The 15,014-nt window shown below is 37.5% G+C and carries 12 protein-coding genes and 1 tRNA gene; all 13 read right to left on the bottom strand.

The window, feature by feature from the left end:
• Positions 1-77: 77 nt before the first annotated feature.
• Positions 78-677, bottom strand: a complete 600-nt coding sequence (locus JOE44_RS05395) for a YoaK family protein (protein ID WP_209784672.1) — start codon at positions 675-677, stop codon at positions 78-80.
• A gap of 5 nt (positions 678-682) precedes the next feature.
• Positions 683-1,729: a cupin domain-containing protein gene (locus JOE44_RS05390; protein WP_209784671.1), complete on the bottom strand. Its 1,047-nt coding sequence runs from the start codon at positions 1,727-1,729 to the stop codon at positions 683-685.
• Positions 1,730-1,861: 132 nt separating this feature from the next.
• The gene (locus tag JOE44_RS05385; RefSeq protein ID WP_209784670.1) at positions 1,862-2,419 is read right to left on the bottom strand and encodes a hypothetical protein; all 558 of its coding nucleotides are present in this window, start codon (positions 2,417-2,419) and stop codon (positions 1,862-1,864) included.
• Between the two features lie 203 nt (positions 2,420-2,622).
• On the bottom strand, positions 2,623-3,174 hold the full coding sequence (locus tag JOE44_RS05380; protein ID WP_245169714.1) for an antibiotic biosynthesis monooxygenase: 552 nt from the start codon (positions 3,172-3,174) through the stop codon (positions 2,623-2,625).
• A 22-nt stretch (positions 3,175-3,196) separates the two neighbouring features.
• Positions 3,197-4,255: an NADH:flavin oxidoreductase/NADH oxidase gene (locus tag JOE44_RS05375; RefSeq protein WP_209784668.1), complete on the bottom strand. Its 1,059-nt coding sequence runs from the start codon at positions 4,253-4,255 to the stop codon at positions 3,197-3,199.
• 12 nt (positions 4,256-4,267) lie between these two features.
• A complete protein-coding gene (locus JOE44_RS05370; RefSeq protein WP_209784667.1) occupies positions 4,268-6,475 on the bottom strand; it encodes an ATP-binding protein in 2,208 nt (735 codons plus the stop codon).
• Positions 6,476-6,582: 107 nt separating this feature from the next.
• A complete protein-coding gene (locus JOE44_RS05365) occupies positions 6,583-7,278 on the bottom strand; it encodes a LytTR family DNA-binding domain-containing protein (RefSeq protein ID WP_209784666.1) in 696 nt (231 codons plus the stop codon).
• 54 nt (positions 7,279-7,332) lie between these two features.
• Complete coding sequence (locus JOE44_RS05360) at positions 7,333-7,806, bottom strand: DNA starvation/stationary phase protection protein (protein ID WP_209784665.1); 474 nt, start codon at positions 7,804-7,806, stop codon at positions 7,333-7,335.
• Between the two features lie 575 nt (positions 7,807-8,381).
• Positions 8,382-10,640, bottom strand: coding sequence for a response regulator (locus tag JOE44_RS05355; protein WP_209784664.1), 2,259 nt, complete (start codon positions 10,638-10,640; stop codon positions 8,382-8,384).
• 2 nt (positions 10,641-10,642) lie between these two features.
• Positions 10,643-11,779: an FIST N-terminal domain-containing protein gene (locus JOE44_RS05350; protein WP_209784663.1), complete on the bottom strand. Its 1,137-nt coding sequence runs from the start codon at positions 11,777-11,779 to the stop codon at positions 10,643-10,645.
• A gap of 620 nt (positions 11,780-12,399) precedes the next feature.
• Positions 12,400-12,471 (bottom strand) — tRNA-Arg (locus JOE44_RS05345).
• Positions 12,472-13,039: 568 nt separating this feature from the next.
• Positions 13,040-13,810 carry an alpha/beta hydrolase gene (locus JOE44_RS05340; protein WP_209784662.1) on the bottom strand — a complete coding sequence of 257 codons (771 nt, stop codon included), beginning with the start codon at positions 13,808-13,810 and terminating at the stop codon, positions 13,040-13,042.
• Positions 13,811-13,819: 9 nt separating this feature from the next.
• Positions 13,820-14,929, bottom strand: a complete 1,110-nt coding sequence (locus JOE44_RS05335; RefSeq protein ID WP_209784661.1) for an epoxide hydrolase family protein — start codon at positions 14,927-14,929, stop codon at positions 13,820-13,822.
• Between the last annotated feature and the right edge of the window lie 85 nt (positions 14,930-15,014).

Raw genomic sequence — 15,014 nt, 5'->3', positions numbered from 1 at the left:
TGGAATTGGTATTGTTAATGCACAGATGAGGAGTAAGGCTGCCGGAAAGATCAGTGTCCAGTTTCCTGAATAAAAGATCAGGAAAGGAGCAGCTGAAGCACAGAGAGAAAGCCCATCCATAAGAATAACAAATGAAAAAGATTTATTTTGTATTCCTTCCGCTCCTCTGCCTGATCACTCATTACAAAAAGAGCAGCTGTTCTTGCCAGGCTGCTTAAAGTTCCTGTCACAAAATCGGTATTGATCTTCTGGTTACCTACTGAAGTGACAATGGTATTCATAAGACCCATTGAGAAACCGATAACAGCTATGGACACTCCATTGGTAATATGCTCATAATAATCAGTGATACTATAAAGGATCATGATTCCGGAAACTGTGTAGAAGATTATCTTTGTGCTTCTGAACTTCTTTGATAATGATAGGCAAGTTCCTGTATAAATCCCTGCCAGAAAAAAACTGATTACCATGGCAGAACTGATGATAATATCATATTTTTCACTGAAAACTGCTGCTCCTAACTGTGTTGTATTGCCGCTCATAAAAGAAACGTAGGTTTTCCATTGTATCAGTCCTGTAGCATCGGTATATCCTGCGATAAAGGCCAGGAATACTGCCAGTTTCTCCTGCGTTCTGACGGTCTTGTCAGGGAGCAGGATTTTTGTTTCCGGAAGCACAGAAGTTATTTTCCAGGTTTGATAAATACTTTCTTTTCCGGAAATTTTTCTATTTCTCCCTCTTTCAGTCCAAAATTGGTGATGACCACATCTTTTGGGTTTCCTGCCAGCCATTCGCTGAGATCAATGGATTCGTAGGTGCCGTTATTAAATCCGATCAACACTTTACAGACTGTATCTCCTGTATTTTTGATATAATGTCCGGCTCCCATAGGCACATACCCTACATCACCTGCATTGAACCGTTCTGTAACAGAAACTCCCTCTGCCAGAAATACAGACATTTCTGCCTGTCCGGATATAAAATACTGCCACTCATCCGCATTCGGATGCCAGTGCATTTCTCTTAAAGCACCAGGCTGCAACTCCAGTACAGAACCGGCCATTGTGGTGCTGATAGGAAATTCTTTACGGGTAACCAGTCTCTGCAGCCCTCCACCGGGAATGATTCTTGGCTGCTGGGAATGCAGAGGATAGCGGTGAAGACTTGTCAGTTCAATATCTGATTCCTCAGGACGGGCTGTGGCATTCACAGATAATTCGTCCGGAACAACTCCTGCTGCAAAGTAAACTTCTTTCTGAGGAAGTTCTGCTACTTCTTCAAGGCTCAGTTCTAAATTTTGGGCAACAACTTCAGGAGGCATACTTGCCACAAAATCTGTAACGCTGAAGGTATGGTCTTCCGAAAAATTACCGTTGTCAAAAATCAGAATGAAATGACATTCCTCTGTTCCGGTAGCCTGGATAGAATGCCCATAACCTTTCGGAAAATACCACACATCGCCGGGTTCAAAATTATCGGTATAACTCTGTCCGTCCGGATGAATAATGGTTGTACGTGCCGTTCCCGAAATCACATAAGCCCATTCTGCGGCATTGGCATGCCAGTGAAGCTCTCTCATACTTCCGGGCTGTAATCTCATGGAAACTCCGGCAATACCTACAGAAGCAGGGAATTCTTTTACGGAAGCACCTCTTGTTGTACCGCCGTCATTGGTACGCGGTTCTTTTTTTTCTAATTCGTATCTGAAACTTAATGATGATGGATTCATAGTATTATTTTTTTTGTGATTAATTCTCTTTGTTTTGCTATTGTAAAGCTACTCCTGAATTTTACTTTTTCTTGATGTCATTCGGTGAAAAGGCAAAATGAGTCGTTGAAGATATAGAGGGTTTGGCTCTTTTTAAAAAGGCTGGTTATATTGACCTGTCAGTGCTTTATTTTCAATACTTTTTGCAAAGTTTGGAGTTTCCTCATGATTATGAGCATCAGAAGCTGTTTGTCTGGATGCAGCAGCATCTGCAAGGTTGATCCCGTGTTCTTTCAGATACTCAAACATTTCAGGTGTGGCTGTCGCATGAATTTCATTGGTGTAAAGACAGGTATTTTTATCAATCTTTGTCACCTTCAGTTCCCATAAGACCTGAACTTTTGTACGTCCGTTTTTTGTAATTGAATCAGATATAGAAAGCATGCGGCAGTAATCAGGACGGTGAACATCTGCAACATAATGCTGAACCATCAGTGCATCCCCAATAGTTTCCACATTTAAAGAGACTGGTTTGCCATCGAAAGTAACAGAAATAGCAGCTCCGATATGCTGGGTAGAGCAGCGTTGGTATTCGGCGTCCGGCAGATTAAGCAGCCAGTCTGCAATATTTACTTTTTCAATGGGTGCATTGATGATGGCGTTTACGCTTGAATGAGATAGTGCGTTTTCGGGATTTTGTAAGATTTCCATAATAATTTATTTTTGATTGTTTATCTTATTGATGATGTAAAGCTATAACCCGGTCATTTTAATTTTGACTGCTGTTCGGTAAACAGGCGGAAAGTGTCGTTGAATAAGCTGGTGATGTTTAAATAGTAACAGGGCGAACGTTCCTGAAAACAAAAAATCACTGTGGATTACAGTGATTGATAGTGGTTAATTTTTAAATGTGGTTATTTATACAGCCATTTTTTGATCAGTCTGGTATAATTGGGCATTACGATAAATACAATCAGAAAAACAATGATTCCCGAATTGATGAATCCATCAGAGTAATGATTGGCCGGAATATGTAAAAACCGTAAAAAAGGAATTACCAAAGCAGGAATAAGTACGGACAGCGGATAAATGGCTGACCAGGTGGCCAGAAACTGTTTCCAGCGTACCGGAACTTTATTCCCTTCATGTTCTATAGTAAAAAGAAAATCCAACCCGGATCTGATCTGGTAGTGGTCATTTTTTCTGAACAGTGGATTGGCTTTCTCAATAAGTTTTTTCCGGTTATCTGACTCCATCCAGCTTTTAAGATGGTTAATGGTATCAAAACGGATAATGACAGTGTACACAAAAGTCAGATCAGGAATCGGACGAATAATCTGAAGATCAATAAAGCCTTCAGAATGTTTAGTAACAGGTACAATTTCGTCCAGCCATTTTTCATACTGTGATTGTTTTCCATTCAGAATATGATGGGTAATCACTACGGAGGCACCTTGATTTTCCATAACTGATTTTTTATTGGTTAATTTAATAGGCCCTTTTATACTGCCACGGAATCTCTGTTTCAACCCCTAATGTTCTGGCTGAATGAATCGCAAAATAAGGATCTCTAAGATGTTCCCGGGCGATAATCACCAGATCTGCATCTCCATTGGCAATAATATCATTGGCCTGTTCTGCTTCCGTAATCATTCCGACAGCTCCTGTTAAAATCCCGGTTTGCTCTTTAATCGTTTTTGCAAAAGGAACCTGATATCCCGGAAATACCTTATCCTTGCTTACATTGGTAAATCCGCCGCCGGATGCCGTAATGAAATCTACACCTTTTTCTTTAAGGATTTCCGAAAGTCTGATACTGTCTTCCAGAGTCCAGGCTTCCTCTGTTTCTATATAATCAGTAGAAGAAATTCTTACGAAAAGAGGCATTTCAGCAGGAATAGTTTTCCTGATTTCCTGGACTGTTTCCACAAGAAAACGGATTCTGTTTTCAAAACTTCCGCCATATTCATCCTGTCTTTTATTGATCACTGCGGAATAAAACTGATGGAATAGGTAACCATGTGCCGCATGAAGTTCTATGATATCAAAACCTGCTTCAACAGCACGAAGGGCTGCTTTAACAAATTTTGTTTGTACTTCTCGGATCTCATCCATCGTGAGTTCTTCCGCAAAAACTCCATTGAACTCATGAGCAGAGGATGATTTTACAGCCCAGGCACCTTCTTCCGGAGTGAGAGGCTTCATTCTTTCATTCGGGTGCTTAAGGCTTCCTTTTCCCCCTGCATGCCACAACTGAATTCCTATTTTTGCATCCTGTTCATGTACAAAATTCACGATGTTACTCCATGCATCTTTCTGTTCTTCGTTCCAGATTCCAACATCGGATAATGTAGCCAGACCTTCTTCTGAAACGGCTGTACATTCGGTAAGGATCAATCCCGCGCCACCAACAGCACGGCTTCCGAGGTGAACGAGATGCCAGTTGCTTGGAACTCCGTTTTTTGCACTGTATTGCTGCATAGGAGATAATGCAATCCTGTTCTTTAATGTAAGACTGCGAATGTGTATGGGTGAAAATAAATTCATTTTTTCTTATTTTTAAATTGTTTTTGAAAATGCTTCAGCTTCAGAAACGGCTTCCAGCAAAACGTTCTGTACTTCTGCCAGTATTTTTTGGAGATCAGAGCTTTCTGCTGATGCTGTTTCAAGAATATCAATTTTTTCCTTTAACAGAGGATGTAATCCCATGATGGTAATGCTGGATTTCAGATCGTGAGCCCACAGTTTTACCTCCTGAAAATCTTTGTTTTCGTAAGCCGTTGTCAGTTTCTGTATATGATTGGGAATGTTTTCAATAAACTGTTGGGTAACCATTTGTTCGAAGCTTTTGTCGCCACCGCTTACCGTCTGCATATAAGTGAGATCAATATATTGATAACCTGAAGATGGATTTTCGGTTTTCTTTTCGTTTTTATTCTTTTCTTTAAACCCGAGTTTCGAAATCAGCATAAACAACTCTTCTTCATTAACAGGTTTAGGAATATATTCATTCATCCCACGGCTCAGGCATCTTTCTCTTTCTCCTGCCAGCGCATGGGCGGTCATTGCGATGACCGGAATATCCAGTCTGAGTTCTTCCCGCATTTTCTGCGTAGCTGCATATCCGTCCATTTTCGGCATTTGTATATCCATTAAGACCAGGTCACACGCATTGTTTTTGAGATAGCTTACTGCTTCAAGGCCGTTCGATGCAATATGAAAATTAATATTCCATTGAGAAAGAAGATGTTTCATCAGGCTTTGATTAATGACATTATCATCAACCACCAGAACCTTCAGGGGCGTGTTGGATTTATCTTTAAAATATTGAGGATCAACAGCTGGAAGTACTGTAAGCTGTTCTTCAGCAATTCCGTAAGGAATGTAGAAGTGAAATGTAGTTCCTTTGCCTTGTTCACTGCTCACTTCTATGTTTCCGTTCTGCAGTATGATTAAGCTTTTCACGATGGATAAGCCCAATCCTGTTCCTCCGTAATTTCTTGTGGTTGAATCTTCTCCCTGGTTGAATCTTTCGAAGATTTCGGTGAGCTTTTCTTTGTCAATTCCAATTCCTGTATCTGAAATCTTAAATCCCAGAACGGCTTCCTTCTCCGTTTGCTGTTTACTGTAGATTTCAACAGCAATATTTCCCTGGTGGGTAAATTTTATCGCGTTTCCGATGAGGTTGACTAAAATCTGGGTCAGTCTTGTGGCATCTCCCACCAAAGTGTCGGGAATGGAAGGATCAATTGTACTTGAGAGGGTAAGACCTTTCTCTCTGGCCCGTTCAGTAAAAAATGTTTCTACGGAATTGACCAACCCGTTGATACTGAAGATTCCAGGGGTAATGCGCATCATTCCGGCTTCTATTTTAGATAAATCAAGAATGTCATTGATGATGGACATCAGGTTTTCTCCGGAACGTTGTATTGAAGAGACAAATTCTGCTGAAGTTTCATCCAGCGGGCGCTTCTGAAGTAAATTGGTGAAACCGAGAATTCCGCTTAAAGGAGTTCTGATTTCATGGCTCATATTGGCAAGGAAATTTTCTTTGGTTTGTGCCGCCACCAATGCTTTTTTCTCCGCAATATCAAGTTCGTTTATGAGTAACCTCTGGCGTTTAAACTGTCTGAGGATGTGATATCCAACAACAGAACCGCTCAGTATAAGTAAGATCAGCAATGAGATGTCGTAGAATCTTGCTTTTTGTCCCATTTCTTCACTTTTCTGGCTGAGTTCAACCATATTCAGTTTTCTGCTTTCATATATTTTAGCCGTAATGCTGGTGATTTCATTAGAAATTTTTCTCGCACGCGGATTGGCAATGGAGGTATTATCGTCCATGTTTCCAACAGAAAGATAACGGTGCAGGAGTTTATCTTTGGTTGTTTTCTTTTCCATGGCAAGAACACTTAACCTGTGGATCAGCTTTTCTTCTTCAGCGTTTACATTGTCTTTGGAAAGAGAATCCAGAAAATTTTCAATCTGGCTGATTTTTTTGTCAATGCCTTCAAGGTGGGTGGTATCATTCGTTGCAATAGAAGCTCTGATTCTGCTTTCCACTCCAAGAATATCACGATCAATCTCCCGTAAATGATTGCTTGAACGCAATTCGCTCAGCAAGGTATTGTTATTCTGAATCAGTGCCTTGGTATTTCCTGCAGAATTGAGCTGAACAGCTATCAATAGGAGTGAGCCCGAAATAAAGGTCAGGATAATAAAATAGCTGAATCGTTTGTTATCCATTACTGAAGATCTATTTTTCATAATTAACGGTCTGATTTAAAATAAAATACCGATAAAGGTTGATTAACCTTCAAATGTTCGGGAATTGAGATCAAAAAAGGAATCGAATTTCTGATGGCCAGTAACGGCTAAAAGACATTCATTCGTATATTGAGAGCTTTCCTGTATGCGTCTGCCACAGGAATGAATTTACCGTTGATCATAATACCTCCATCCTGAAGGGTGTCAATTTTACCGACAGAAACAATATAGGAGCGGTGAACTCTTATAAAATGATCCTTAGGAAGACGTTCTTCTGCTGTTTTCATTTTACCGTGAATGGCAAACATCTTTTCTTTGGTATAAAACTTTACATAGTCACCCATGGCTTCCGCATAGAAAATATCATCCAGCTTTAAACGCCTAGTAATATTGGAGTCCCTCACGAAAAGAAACTCATCCCTTGTGATTTCTACATTTTCTTTTCTGCTTTCAAGAATAGTTTGTGCCTTGCTTACTGCCTGCAGAAATCTTACCGGCATAATTGGCTTCAGAAGATAATCTGCAATATTAAGCTCAAAGGCTTCCAGCGCATATTCCTTTTTTGAGGTGGTGAAAATGATGATAGTATCTTTACCAGAAAGCGTTTTCGTAAGCTCAATCCCTGTCATTTCCGGCATTTCTATATCGAGAAATATCAGATCGATGGAATTGGACTGAAGATAATGATAAGCTTCTATGGCATTGGAAAACTCGCTGACAATGGAAAGATCTGGAACCTGTTTGGCGAGGTGTGCTAATGTTGTTCTTGCAATATCATTATCATCAACGATTAAGGCTTTCATTGGTATAGTTGTTTATGATTTACACAAATATAATTATAACTTTTTTATTTTGTGTTATCTGAAATAAGAGCGGATCATCCATGCCATTTCTTCATGGGTTTCCATCAGACCTGTAATAAAATCGCTGGTGCCGTAATCTTTATAAGTTTCAGCAAATGGAGTGATATTTCCCCGAAGGAATTCGATGATGCTTTCATGATCACTTAATAAATCTTTCATGTATCCGAGCCCGTCATTTGTTCTTTCGCTGTACTCCGTTAAATGAGTCAGTTCCAGGTAGATTTTCATAGTTGCCGGTGCATAATGTCCGATTTTACGCATGCGTTCAGCAACGCTGTCAATCATTCCATCCAGTTGTCTGTATTGTTCCTCAAAGAAAATGTGGTTGGCGTGGAAGTTGTCTCCGGTTACATTCCAGTGAGCGTTTCTTGTTTTGATGTAAAGAAGCGTTTCGTCTGCTAATAATTTTGCTAATTGTTCTGCAACAGCTTCTGTATTTTTTTCTGTAATTCCGATTTTTGTTTTCATAATAATAAGATTTTAGTTGGCATTATTGCTTTTTTCCTGATGTAAAGGTCAGTTATAATCCTATAAAACGATCTGTATTTTCGGCGAACGGGCAGAATCAATCGGTGAAAAACGGATAAGTTCAGCTTTCGGGTACGTACTAATGAAGTTTCAGAATACTGTAACAGAAATTGATTAGCTGTAAAGGAGTCTTTTTAAAAGGCAAGACTTCCTTCCGCCAGCTCCTGAGCAGGGTAAGCGATTGCTGCCATATGGACTGATCAACATAAGTATTAAGTTCTACTACTATTTTTCAGTCTTTTATAAAAGTATTTTAAATCTATATCTGACGGGGGCACTTAGATGGCATTTTATTTTTCTAATTATGAATGTACAAACAATCATTAGATCAGTGTAATTTGGTATAATTAAAAACTTATAGCCTTATAAATAATTAATATCAAAAAATTATAATAAATTGATTTATAGTGGTTTAAACCTATGGATGACAGGGCTTACAGCTAATTTCAGATACTGCTGAAAACATGTGAATAAAAATTTGTCATCATCAACAATAAAGAGTTTTAAATTTAAATTTATTGAATCTCACTTTTTAATTGAATCACAACTTTTTCAAGGGTCTTTTTTATTTTTTCAAATAAGGAATATAATTCAGGGAATTTTTTATTTTGCTCCATTGCAAGTACTTCAAGCTGTTTTACAATGTTCACTATAGAAGTTATTTCTATAGACTGTATTCCTGGTCTTATTTTATTCATAAGTTTTGCAATTTCGCTATAGTTTTTTTCTTGAAATGCTTTTTCAACCAATAGAATTGTCGTTTCAGTCTGCGCAATAAATACTGAGATCATTTTCCGCATAAATTCCTTATCACCTCTGCTGAGGGTTTGTATGCTTTTCAGATTGTAGAGTCTTTCATGCGTATCAGACACTGTCTTTGCTGTTTTTTCATGAATTTTGACATACTTATAAATTGTATTCAGCAAATTTTCTTCATTAAAAGGCTTTGTGATATAATCATTCATTCCTGCATTAATGCAATGATCTATTTCTGTTTTAAAAGCGTTTGCCGTGAGTGCTATCACAGGAGTTTTAATCGCAAGTTCCTTTCTTAATATTTTAGTTGCTTCGATACCATCCATTTCCGGCATTTGCATGTCCATCAAAATAATGTCAAATTTTTCTCTTCTTAACATTTCTAAGGCTATCTTACCATTTTCAGCTTTGGCGATGCTGCATTTAAAATGTTTTAGTGACTTTTCGGCAACCAGCTGATTAAGGGCATTATCTTCTACCAGCAGAACTCTTGTACCTGCAATGGAAAGATGTTCATTTTGCCAGTCATTTTTTTCCAGATCTTCTTCATTACCTCTGTCCAGAAGTAAAGTTATTTCAATGCATGTACCTGCGTTTTTTTCACTTTTTACATTAATTTCACCTTCCATAAGATGAATAAGTTCTCGTGTAATAGACATTCCAAGACCTGTGCCCCCATATTTTCTTGAAATTGAGCTATCTTCCTGATTAAATTTTTTGAATATATCGCGTACATATTCTTCGCTCATTCCAATACCCGTGTCAGTAATGCTAATTGAAATAGTTTGTTGGTTGAGAGAACTTTTCAGGACCTTGGATTCAACATAGATCTGGCCCTCATTGGTAAATTTTAAGGAATTCCCAATGATGTTATATAGAACCTGCTCAAGTCTTAAAGAATCTCCTTTCAAAACATAAAAAATATCAGAGGAAAAATGGGTAATCAGTTGGAGCTTTTTTTCATCTGCTTTTGGTTTGAGAATAGAAATAACCTTTTGAATGCTATCTTTTAACGAAAAACTTTTGTTTTCCAGAGACATTTCTCCGGATTCAATTTTAGAGATATCAAGTATGTTATTGATAATTGATAATAAATGCTGTGAAGCATTATAGCTGTTTTCTACAAATTCTTGCTGGTTTTCCGATAGGCTGCTTCTCTTAAGTTCACGCAAAAAACCAATGATTCCATTAAGAGGTGTTCGGATTTCATGGCTCATATTGGCCAGAAAAACCTCCTTTGCCTTTGATGCCTCCAAGGCTTTTGATTTTTCCAGTTTTAATTCGTCTTCCAGTTTTTTTTGGTCGGTAATGTCAAGATGAATCCCTATAGAACCTAATAAGTTTCCTTGGTCATCATAACTGGGAGCTCCACTTATTGCCCACCATCTTATTTCACCTCTTTTATTCCTAACAGAAAGCTGATATACACTGGAGACTCCTTTTTTTCTTAATTCTATCTGATCCTGTAAAAAACGAATATTATTTTCTCCATACAGGAAAAGTTCACTGGGGTTTTTACCAATTACTTCATCAAGTTCAAAACCTGAAACATCACAAAAGCTCTGATTAGCGTAACGGATAATCTCATGATTATCAACTTCAATGAGCCCTAAATTCATATTAGCAATAATATTCCGGTATTTTTCCTCTTGCTGCTTTATATAATCTTCTGCTCTTTTTCTTTTTTTCAGCTGTTCAGAGAGATATAGTGATAGTTCTTTAAGATCGTCTGATTTTTTTATTTCAATATCGGAGTCAATAATCTTTAATGACTCATATAGATTGCTGACAGATTCCTGTTTAAGAGTATTTTCATTTTTAAGATTTTGATAAAGTTCCTGATATTCTTCTTCACTTTGTTTAAAAGCGTGGTCCATGAGTTCTTTATCTCTTTCAAATGATTTGTATGATTCATTAACTGCGTGAATAAAATTTTTAAATTGCGGATGATTTTTGCAATCTGCCGTAAGATATTTATTTATCTGTCTCTCGAGTAAATTGTGAAATTTGGTTTCCATATTTATTCAATTTCATTAACGGTGGTAATGGTAATAGTTTGGTTGTGTAGAGCACAATTGCCAAATGGGCTTAAAGGAGATAATTCTCCATATGAGTAAAAACCTATCAGTGACGTATTTGATTTAAAAACATCCCGTACAATATCTACTTCTTCATACACTCTGTCAGCCAATACTATTTTTCTCCCAACACAGCTGATAATGATTCCTAGCTTAATTTTATGTTGGGTCATCTGAAGACATTCGTTTGCTGCGTCATTTGCTGCATCAATAAGCTTATCCATATTGGCTTTCATAAATCTTACCTGACTTCCTTCCGGTAAATCTCCCGCAAAAATCATTGTGTTATCTTTAATTGATAGAATCGTTCTCACTACTGGTGACAGATCCCTGGGCAACTTAAGAGATAATGGAAAAAGCAGAGCAGAGCCGGGAAGCTCTTCAGCATATTTTCCCAAATACTTTTTATAAAGATCCAACGCATTTTTATTATCAATCTCGTAAAGAACATTATCTTGTGATTTTGTAACTATCCTTTCAAGTCCAAAACTTTCCCAGCCTCCTATTGAAGAATGTGATAATTCAAGATGTTCTCCATAAAATCCAACAGCAAGAATTTTATTGGGCTGGGGAACCTGATTAAGTCCAACCACTGTTTTTTCAAATTTATCCCCATCTCCGGCCAGACCTCCTGAGATCAGAACTTTTTCGGGGCGGCTGCTGTTAAGCCCACTTACCAGCTGGCTACCATTTACTTTATTGCCATCTGACATGATGAATACCCATCTAAGTCCTTCTGAAGGCAGATTTTCAATTAATTTTTTTCCTGCATCATAACTGTCTGAAAAATCTTCAATGTCAATCTGCGATGTTTTTAAGGAAGATCTTGAAAAACTGATTGCGGTTAAAACAACTGCCCCGTCATATACTTCATTACAGAAAATTTCTCCTGACGAAGAAGAGAGGGCAATCTCTGCATTCGGGAACTTTTCTTTTAAAAGAATAAAAAAGCTCTCCTTTTCAATAATACTTCTGGTTCCAAATCCTATGACGAGCTGAACTTCGTAATATTCAAGATTTTCATCATTCCTTTCTGATTTGAGGTTTTCGTTTATAAAAAGTAATTTGGCAACTTTCATCTCACTATTTTCTGTTTCAAGGTTATTAATGGGGACGCCAATGTTTGATTTGCATAAGTCTATTAGCTTCGCTGTAAAGGTTTGAAATGTAGTTTTGTGCTGTTGTTTGGGAGAACTTCATAATCAGGATTTAGCTGAAGATGATATTCTAATATTTCTCCTAAGAAAATATTCTCATCAACTATAAATATTTTACACATTTGCGCCGGTTTTAGTTTTTAAGTCTCTTACTAAAATAATGAATTTTCATCATATTATGAATTATTTTGTTGTAAAGATTGATAATTTTAAGTAATAATGAATTATTGTTGAATGTCTTGTGTGGAGTTATGTGAGCAAAATCTCCCTATTAAATACAGTATTGTTATGTGGGGATTTAAATTTTTAGTGAGACGGCGGTCAGCAGACAGGGTATTTAAGTTTGCCTTTCCACAGGGTTTACTTCGATAATAATTCGGTTCATCAGGAAGCTTTGCCGGATAAATGCTTTAAAATTCCTTTAGGAGTAAGAACGAATTACTTCTTAGGGGACAAAATAATTCACAGGGCATATTATCGTTAATATACTGATGATTGGGGCTTGAAATCGAATACACCAGTTGGCGCCGTTTGGCTATTTGTAGCCCCACCAGGAATCGAACCTGAATCTAAAGTTTAGGAAACTTTTATTCTATCCATTGAACTATGAGGCCAGTTTTTAAAAGGAGCACTGCCTTTACTTCTCTAAACTTGATTCTCTTAAACGCAAAGACAAGATTCAATTCCTTTATTAATAAGGAGGCCGGGAAAGCGGCAATGTCTCTGATGAAGCTATACGTTTGCTTATTGAGAATCAAAAGTTGATTACATCTTTGTGCCCTTTAGAATATAAATTTTATATAATTAACCTTTGCGTAAAAGTTTAAGCTGCATACATACTTTTTTCAGATATTAACCGAGTCGAAAATCTTCAGAAAGCTTTATTTAAAAAGGGTATATGGATAAAAGAATCTGCCCTTTAGAGGCAGATCCAGTAGATAAATACATCTCATTTTTTTAATTAGACAACAATAAAAAGCACAGCCGACAATGCTGTGCTTAAATTTTTATTTCAAATTTAATTGCAATTTCAATAGTAGTAAGAAAAGCAAATAAAGTTTCCACTTCGATTTTTATTACATAGTAAATGTAGTAATAATTTTAATACGAAATATGAATTTAATGTTAAAATTCACAAGTTATCCACAATTTGTTGTGGATAACTTATGGGATTCTTTGGAACTATTGTTCAGAAAGATATTTTAAAACAAAATCATTTAAGATTTTTTTCTCTTCATCACTGCCTTTATTGTCCATATGACCATGATTAATCAGAGTGGGTTGTATTGTTATAGAATATTTTTTTTGTTCTGTTTCATTGGGAAGCACACCTTCATCAGCCGGATAATCGTTGGAACGTAAAGAATAAATTTTAGGAACCGAAGTTCTCGGAAGAAACATTCTCCGGTTGTCCATTGTGATGAGTTTATACACCAGATTAGGATGCTGATTACCGAATAGCGCTGCCATATCACCACCATTGGAGTGTCCTATTAAGGTCAGATGTTTATAATCAAGTTCCGGTTTTGTCTTTTTAAGTTCATTGAGCACAAACAGAATGTTATCCGAACCATTTTGCCAGAAAGGTCTTCTCACCATCTGCAAATTTCCTTCTGTGGGGAGCAGACTGTCTGTAGCCAGTTCATGTTGAATGCTTACTGTGAAATAGCCTTTTGAAGCCAGTTTTTCCGTTAAATAAGAGTACACAAGGTAATCTCCGCCTTTATTGAGACCATATCCATGATTGAAAATAATAACCTGTGGGTTGAGAATTTTCTTATCTGTTTCTGGATAATAAAAAGCAACAGGGACTTTACGGTTTCTGCTCTGATCTAAAAAGGTCAAAGTAACAACTTTTACTTCATAATCATAACTTTTAGTATTTTTCTTTTGTACAGTACAGCTGGTTATAAAAAGAGGAATGGCAAAAAGAATAGAAAAGGAGTACTTCATGGATTGTTTTTATTTGACAGAATAAAAGAATGATCTTAGTTCATCTGCAAATATATGAGGTAATTCCAGTGCGGCAAAATGGCCACCTTCGTTCATCTTTTTAAAGCTGGTCACATTTACGAAACGTTCTGCCCATTCTTTGGGAAACTGAGCTTCACGGGGAAATACGAGTACTCCGGCCGGAACATTGCTTTTTTGATGAACGTGTGCTCCGCTCCATAAAGCTGCTGCATCTTCTTTGTACATTCTGGCAGAAGGCCCTATGGTTTGCGTTACCCAGTAAATCATAATATTGGTAAGCATTTCATCTTTCCCTCCAAAGGCTGTTTCTATTAATTCCGGGGGCGCTCCTGCATTGGTAAAACTTATAATCCAGCCTGCAAGTCCAACAGGAGAGTCATTCAGACCATAGGCAAGAGACTGGGGTTTGGTAGACTGAACCATGGCATAGGCTCCTTCACTATACCACCATTGTTGTACAAACTGTGCGAATGCTTTTTCCTCTTCACTCATCGTTGCCGGATCTTCCTGTCCCATAGGATATCCTACATCGGTAAGATGAACAGCTTCCAAGGCATCAGGATATTTTGAAGTCAGTGCTTTTACGACATTCATGCCAATATCCCCTCCGGCAGCATAAAATTTTTCATATCCAAGGACTTCTGTCATCAGTTTTTTCCAAAGATCAGCTACTCTGGCACTGCTAACAGCTGTTTTATCAGAAAAACCAAATCCGGGAATAGAAGGAATAACCAGATCAAAACTCTGTTCACCTTCTGTAAGCAATGGAATAATTTTATGAAAACGATAATAGCTGTCCGGCCAGCCATGGGTAAGAATAAGGGGTTTTGGATGAATTCCTTTTCCTCTTATGTATTGAAAATGAATCAGAATTCCATCTATTTCAGCGGTGTATTGAGGATGTTGATTCAACTGCTGTTCGTGCATTCTCCAGTTGTAATCATTGATCCAATAGTGGGTAAGTTCTTTCAGGTATTTTTCGTTGGTACCATAATTCCAATCAGAACCTTCGGGTTCTCCGGGCCAGCGGGCGTTTTGCAGACGGTTTTTAAGATCGGTGATCACCGATTCAGGAATGTTAACAGTAAATGGTTCCATATTTATATATTTTATTGGTGTAAATGCTTTTTTTGGAATATACTGATAGTAAGAAGGTTATCAAAGTTAAAAACTTTCTCTTTTC

Source organism: Chryseobacterium sp. PvR013 (genome assembly GCF_017833095.1).
GTDB classification, from domain to species: domain Bacteria; phylum Bacteroidota; class Bacteroidia; order Flavobacteriales; family Weeksellaceae; genus Chryseobacterium; species Chryseobacterium culicis_A.
The sequence above is the reverse complement of the archived record's forward strand: the minus strand, read 5'-3'. Positions and strand labels throughout refer to the sequence as shown.

What these genes read in the sequence shown, in the direction of transcription:
- JOE44_RS05390 (WP_209784671.1), bottom strand. Translation starts at nt 1,729, where the DNA reads ATGAATCCATCATCATTAAGTTTCAGATACGAATTAGAAAAAAAAGAA.
- JOE44_RS05385 (WP_209784670.1), bottom strand. Translation starts at nt 2,419, where the DNA reads ATGGAAATCTTACAAAATCCCGAAAACGCACTATCTCATTCAAGCGTA.
- JOE44_RS05380 (WP_245169714.1), bottom strand. Translation starts at nt 3,174, where the DNA reads ATGGAAAATCAAGGTGCCTCCGTAGTGATTACCCATCATATTCTGAAT.
- JOE44_RS05375 (WP_209784668.1), bottom strand. Translation starts at nt 4,255, where the DNA reads ATGAATTTATTTTCACCCATACACATTCGCAGTCTTACATTAAAGAAC.
- JOE44_RS05370 (WP_209784667.1), bottom strand. Translation starts at nt 6,475, where the DNA reads ATGAAAAATAGATCTTCAGTAATGGATAACAAACGATTCAGCTATTTT.
- JOE44_RS05365 (WP_209784666.1), bottom strand. Translation starts at nt 7,278, where the DNA reads ATGAAAGCCTTAATCGTTGATGATAATGATATTGCAAGAACAACATTA.
- JOE44_RS05360 (WP_209784665.1), bottom strand. Translation starts at nt 7,806, where the DNA reads ATGAAAACAAAAATCGGAATTACAGAAAAAAATACAGAAGCTGTTGCA.
- JOE44_RS05355 (WP_209784664.1), bottom strand. Translation starts at nt 10,640, where the DNA reads ATGGAAACCAAATTTCACAATTTACTCGAGAGACAGATAAATAAATAT.
- JOE44_RS05350 (WP_209784663.1), bottom strand. Translation starts at nt 11,779, where the DNA reads ATGAAAGTTGCCAAATTACTTTTTATAAACGAAAACCTCAAATCAGAA.
- JOE44_RS05340 (WP_209784662.1), bottom strand. Translation starts at nt 13,810, where the DNA reads ATGAAGTACTCCTTTTCTATTCTTTTTGCCATTCCTCTTTTTATAACC.
- JOE44_RS05335 (WP_209784661.1), bottom strand. Translation starts at nt 14,929, where the DNA reads ATGGAACCATTTACTGTTAACATTCCTGAATCGGTGATCACCGATCTT.